The sequence below is a fragment of the Microcystis sp. LE19-131.1A genome (assembly GCF_027532015.1).
GTDB lineage: Bacteria > Cyanobacteriota > Cyanobacteriia > Cyanobacteriales > Microcystaceae > Microcystis > Microcystis ichthyoblabe_A.
In genome coordinates, this window is sequence record NZ_JAPZSS010000181.1 from 1 (window position 1) to 4555 (window position 4555).

At 42.2% G+C, this 4555-nt stretch carries 7 protein-coding genes; 4 read left to right on the forward strand and 3 right to left on the reverse strand.

What is annotated here, in order from left to right:
• Both O9323_RS22685 and O9323_RS14025 read right to left on the reverse strand, forming a co-directional pair.
• A partial coding sequence (locus O9323_RS22685) for a helix-turn-helix domain-containing protein (RefSeq protein ID WP_353736998.1) occupies window positions 1-45 on the reverse strand: 45 nt, incomplete at its 3' end.
• Between the two features lie 597 nt (window positions 46-642).
• Window positions 643-1197 carry a hypothetical protein gene (locus O9323_RS14025; protein WP_149106896.1) on the reverse strand — a complete coding sequence of 185 codons (555 nt, stop codon included), beginning with the start codon at window positions 1195-1197 and terminating at the stop codon, window positions 643-645.
• Between the two features lie 54 nt (window positions 1198-1251).
• On the opposite strand from O9323_RS14025, the gene rnc reads away from it, so the two are divergent.
• Complete coding sequence (gene rnc / locus O9323_RS14030; RefSeq protein ID WP_002774091.1) at window positions 1252-1929, forward strand: ribonuclease III; 678 nt, start codon at window positions 1252-1254, stop codon at window positions 1927-1929.
• A gap of 19 nt (window positions 1930-1948) precedes the next feature.
• Here rnc and O9323_RS14035 read toward each other — a convergent pair whose 3' ends face one another.
• Window positions 1949-2728 carry a Crp/Fnr family transcriptional regulator gene (locus O9323_RS14035; protein ID WP_149106895.1) on the reverse strand — a complete coding sequence of 260 codons (780 nt, stop codon included), beginning with the start codon at window positions 2726-2728 and terminating at the stop codon, window positions 1949-1951.
• Window positions 2729-2898: 170 nt separating this feature from the next.
• Here O9323_RS14035 and O9323_RS14040 point away from each other — a divergent pair, with 170 nt between their 5' ends.
• The 3 genes from O9323_RS14040 to O9323_RS14050 form a co-directional block, all read left to right on the forward strand.
• Window positions 2899-3942: a sulfate ABC transporter substrate-binding protein gene (locus tag O9323_RS14040; RefSeq protein ID WP_149106894.1), complete on the forward strand. Its 1044-nt coding sequence runs from the start codon at window positions 2899-2901 to the stop codon at window positions 3940-3942.
• A 12-nt stretch (window positions 3943-3954) separates the two neighbouring features.
• Window positions 3955-4296, forward strand: a complete 342-nt coding sequence (locus O9323_RS14045; RefSeq protein WP_002754656.1) for an NIL domain-containing protein — start codon at window positions 3955-3957, stop codon at window positions 4294-4296.
• Between the two features lie 164 nt (window positions 4297-4460).
• Window positions 4461-4555, forward strand: a 95-nt coding sequence (locus O9323_RS14050) for an IS4/Tn5 family transposase DNA-binding protein (RefSeq protein WP_130758582.1), incomplete at its 3' end; no start/stop codon positions are given.

The following is a 4555-nucleotide window of genomic DNA, read 5'->3' on the forward strand; positions in this document are numbered from 1 at the left end:
TTGTTCGGGTGTGGGGTAAAATCGGTAAGAATAGGCTTTTTCCATACCTCACATTTTAGCATATATTTCGTAAACGATGCTCATATTTAACAGTAAAGCCGTCGTAGAACGACGGGGTTTCAGACCCAAATTTTCGATGAAACCGAGACCCTTGAAGCCGACCAGCATATAACAGTGATGGAATTCAAGTCTGAATTCCATCACTATTTGATCTAACTTCACAGAATACCTCATTCGGGGTACGGCTCTCTTATTCTTTGTGTGGTCAGTTTAACTTACTATAGAAGCGATCAATCTTCGTGTCCTCTGTGTCTGGAGTGGTTCCTTCCACTCGCTCGCCAGCAGGACTATATCTTAGAATACATTTTACCCACCAAACCTAAGAGAGCCTCCTGCGTCTGGACTACTGATAAAATAATGGGTAATGGTTTCATCTGGGGGAATTCTCTCTAAAATTAACTTTTTGTCGGGTTGATTAAGGCACTCGATTTCTGCGGTAATTTCGAGGGACTACAGGAGAGTTCTTGGATAATTAATTTTTGAGAGTTCAAAAATGAGAAAAATAGGCATAAAATCTCTAAGTAGAGAATTTAGTTGATTAAAGCTCATTCTTGATTCTCCTGACGACCGAATACTGGCTACTTACTCCTCAACTAAGGGAAGATTTTTGATTTTTGCCAGAGGTCTATACTTAATAGAGCCGTAGATTAATAACATTGTCGTTAAAGTTATGGCCATAATTAGGGGAGCGATTTTGGCTAACCAGAAAGCCACGAAGATTATGCCGATTCCGTCAGCGAGTAAGATGGGTAAACGTGGCACTATGCCATGGTCAATAATTTTTTCTGTGCTTGGCTGCAGTTGAATCTTGGCTAAACATTGAAACCAAATTTGACTGACTAAAACTATTAAAGCTCCCCATCCTATCGAGAGGGCAGCCAGATAAAAGCCCGATAATTCTAAAACAATTGTACTAACTGTGACGATAAAAAAGCGATCGAGGCGAGGATCGCTGGTTTTTTGCTGAAATTGGGCAATTTCTGCCAAGTCCACCGCCGCCATGCGTGCCTGTTCCATACACATCCCCAGGATACCTAGGGCAAGAATAGCAGCGGATAGGTTTTCCGGTGAGAAGATTTGGGAGATTATGCCTAAACTAGCCGGAAAAAACAGTAAAAAAAGGATCGTTCGTCTCATCTATTCGCGGTGGGGTCAGATTAAGATAAGAAATGCTCTTGACTTACTCGTGCAATGTCTTGTTTGCCTCCTTTTCAAAATGCTCTCCTTCTCACCCAAGCTTTAACCCATCGTTCCTATGTCAATGAACAGTCGGAATTGACGGAAAATAACGAGCGCCTAGAATTTTTAGGCGATGCGATTTTGGCTTTTTTGGTGGGCGAACTATTGTATCAAAAATATCCCGCCATGAACGAGGCCGAATTAACCCGTTTGCGGTCAAATTTGGTCAAAGAAGAACAATTAGCGCAATTAGGCATTGAAATCGGCCTGGGGGAGTTAATGCGTTTAGGCAAGGGAGCAATTAAAGATCGGGGGCGATCAAATCCTACCCTATTAGCGGACACTTTTGAAGCGATAATTGGGGCTTATTATCTAGATTCGGGGTTAAATGCGGTTAAAAACTATCTGCACGGGCTTTTTATCCCTGTTGCCTCTCATTTAGTCTCTCAACAATCGGAATCGCCATCTTTTATCGATGCCAAAAATCTCTTTCAACAGTGGGCGCTGGCCAATTTCGCCTCTAATCCAGAATATGCGATCATTGATGTTACCGGCCCCCCCCACGCTAGGGAATTTACTGCCGAAGTGCGGGTTAATCATCTTCTCTACGGTACAGGTAAAGGCAAACGGAAACAGGATGCCACCAAAGCGGCTGCCGAAGATGCCTTAAAGCGCTGTCAATGGCAATAATAAATAAGGCCAAACCTACTTATCTTAGGGGCCACCAATTAACTTTATCTCTGGTGGCACTGTAAACTTCTTTTAAACCCTCGGCATCCAGTACCCGAATTAAATCCCCCGTCGATTCTGAGGCAATTAATCCCACGTTTTGCAATCCTTTTAATACCTGTTCGACGGTGCGTTGATTGAGTTGACAAGCGCGAGCAATCACATCGACGGATAGATCAAAAGTATAGATATTTTCGGCATCTGGTTGACTGCCTAATTCTCTTTCTTGATAGATTAAGGCTCTGAGTAAAGTGGCTACAGCTTGGGGTGGATAGCTACTGCAATTAAGCAAATGATACTCGAATTTTTGCTGTAATTCAAATAAAAAACAGTACCGTTGACGAAAACTTTCGTTATCGTTGTAAATCTTTTCTAGCGCCGATAAGGGAATTTTCAGGACGTGGGTAGTTTTATAGGATTCCACCAAACAGGGAAAGGCGCGACTGGCTAAACCATAACTAAAGGGTAAACTCCTCATGCCAAAACAGCTACCGGGGTAGGTAATGGCAATAATCCGGTCGAGGGGTGTGCTGCGGACAACGATTACACCCTCATTCAAAATCACATACAAAACATCTAGAAATTCATCGGGAAGAAAAGCCGTATAGACGGGACGATTGGAAAATAGCGTCTCTAACTTGAGATTGTCGGCATCGAGATACTGACTTAACCAAGCTTCCTCTAGTCCGCGAAAGAGAAAACTCTGGTTAATCAGTTGTTGTAGGAGGGTTGTTTTTTTGGCCTTGACGCTCTTGCCCATAGTCTCAAACCTAGATGTAGCACTGATTTTATCTTCTCACAGTTTCCCTTGTTATCACCTTATTTCCAATTTGTTTTATAAATGTATTGAAATTTTATTTCCTGTGCTGTAGGATTAAAGCAGACCTGAAAACAGATACAACCTCAGAGTAAAGCTTAGGAGCGCCGCCGATGCAGTCATCCCAGTCTTGTTTATCCCTACTCATGGCAACTGTCCTGACGGGAGGAATGCTGGCATCTTGCACCCCATCCCCCACCAATAGCGGCAATGACAGCCAAAAACCCGTGACTGTGACACTTGTTTCCTATGCTGTCACCCAAAGTGCCTACGAAAAAATCATTCCCAAATTTGTCGAGGAATGGCAACAAAAAACGGGGCAAAAAGTAACTTTTGAACAGAGTTATGGTGGTTCTGGTTCCCAAACTCGCGCCGTTATCGATGGTTTGGAAGCGGATGTGGTAGCGTTGGCTTTAGCTTTGGATACCAAGAAAATTGAGCAAGCGGGATTAATTCAACCCAGTTGGGAAAAAGAAGCACCCAATGAATCTATTGTTCATAAATCTGTGGTGGCTTTTGTTCCTCGTGATGCCAATATTAAAATTAATCGATGGTCAGATTTAGTCAAGGATAATATTAAAGTTATTACTGCTAATCCCAAGACTTCTGGCGGAGCGCGCTGGAATTTTCTCGCTCTTTGGGGTTCGGTGACGCAAGCGGGAGGCAGTGAACAAGCGGCGCAAACTTTTGTCGAAAAAGTGTTTAAAAATGCGCCAGTTTTACCTAGAGATGCTCGCGAATCTAGTGATGTGTTTTTTAAACAAGGTCAGGGAAATGTGCTAATTAATTACGAAAATGAGATGATTCTCGCTAATCAAAAAGGTGAGAAGTTAGCTTATACTGTTCCCACCGATTATAATATTTCTATTGATAATCCCGTGACGGTTGTTGATGCTAATGTGGATAAAAAAGGTACGAGAAAAGTGGCCGAGGCCTTTGTGCAGTTTTTATTTACTACCGCAGCCCAAAGAGAATTTGCTCAGGTGGGGTTTCGTCCCGTTGAACCGACTGTAGCTAAAGAGTTTGAGAGTAAATTTCCTCAGATAAAAAATCTCTTTACCGTGCAGGATTTAGGCGGTTGGGATAAGGTACAAAAGCAATTTTTTGATGATGGAGGCTTGTTCGATAAAATTCTGACTAAAGCTGGTAAATCTTAAAGGATAAAAACTATGGATAATCAACCTCAATGGCAAACTATTAATCATCCCCAAAGTGACTTACATCTCGATCAATCTGGACTCGATCGCCCCACTTCCCGAAGAATAAAAATTCGGATTCCTAAACAATATATTAACGAGCCAATTATAGCACGTTTAGGGTCTTTTTCTGGTCTAAAAGTGAATATATTTTCCGCTTTGTTAGCTGCCAATAATAATCAAGATGGCTGGTTCGATCTACAACTGCAAGGCAACTCCCAAGCGATAGAAAATGCCCTTTCCTATCTGGCAGATTTAGATGTAGAAGTTTGGTATGATTCAGCACAAGTTCTTGAAGAAGCGGACAATTGGTAATCTCTAATCGGCACCCCCCTTATCAAGGCGGATCCCCACCCCCCTTATCAAGCTATCCATTAGTCAGATCTTTCTTAACAAAAAGAGAAGAAACTTAAAAAAAGGGGAAACGATTGATAGGTATAGTTTTGAAAGAAGGAATTAAGGTGGAGGTGAGCAAAAAAATGGAGAAATGGGCAGCCCAAGAATTACAGTATGCAGACCTAGGGGACACCAGAAGAAAGAAAAGGTTAATCAGTATCGTAGAAAACTTGGCCAG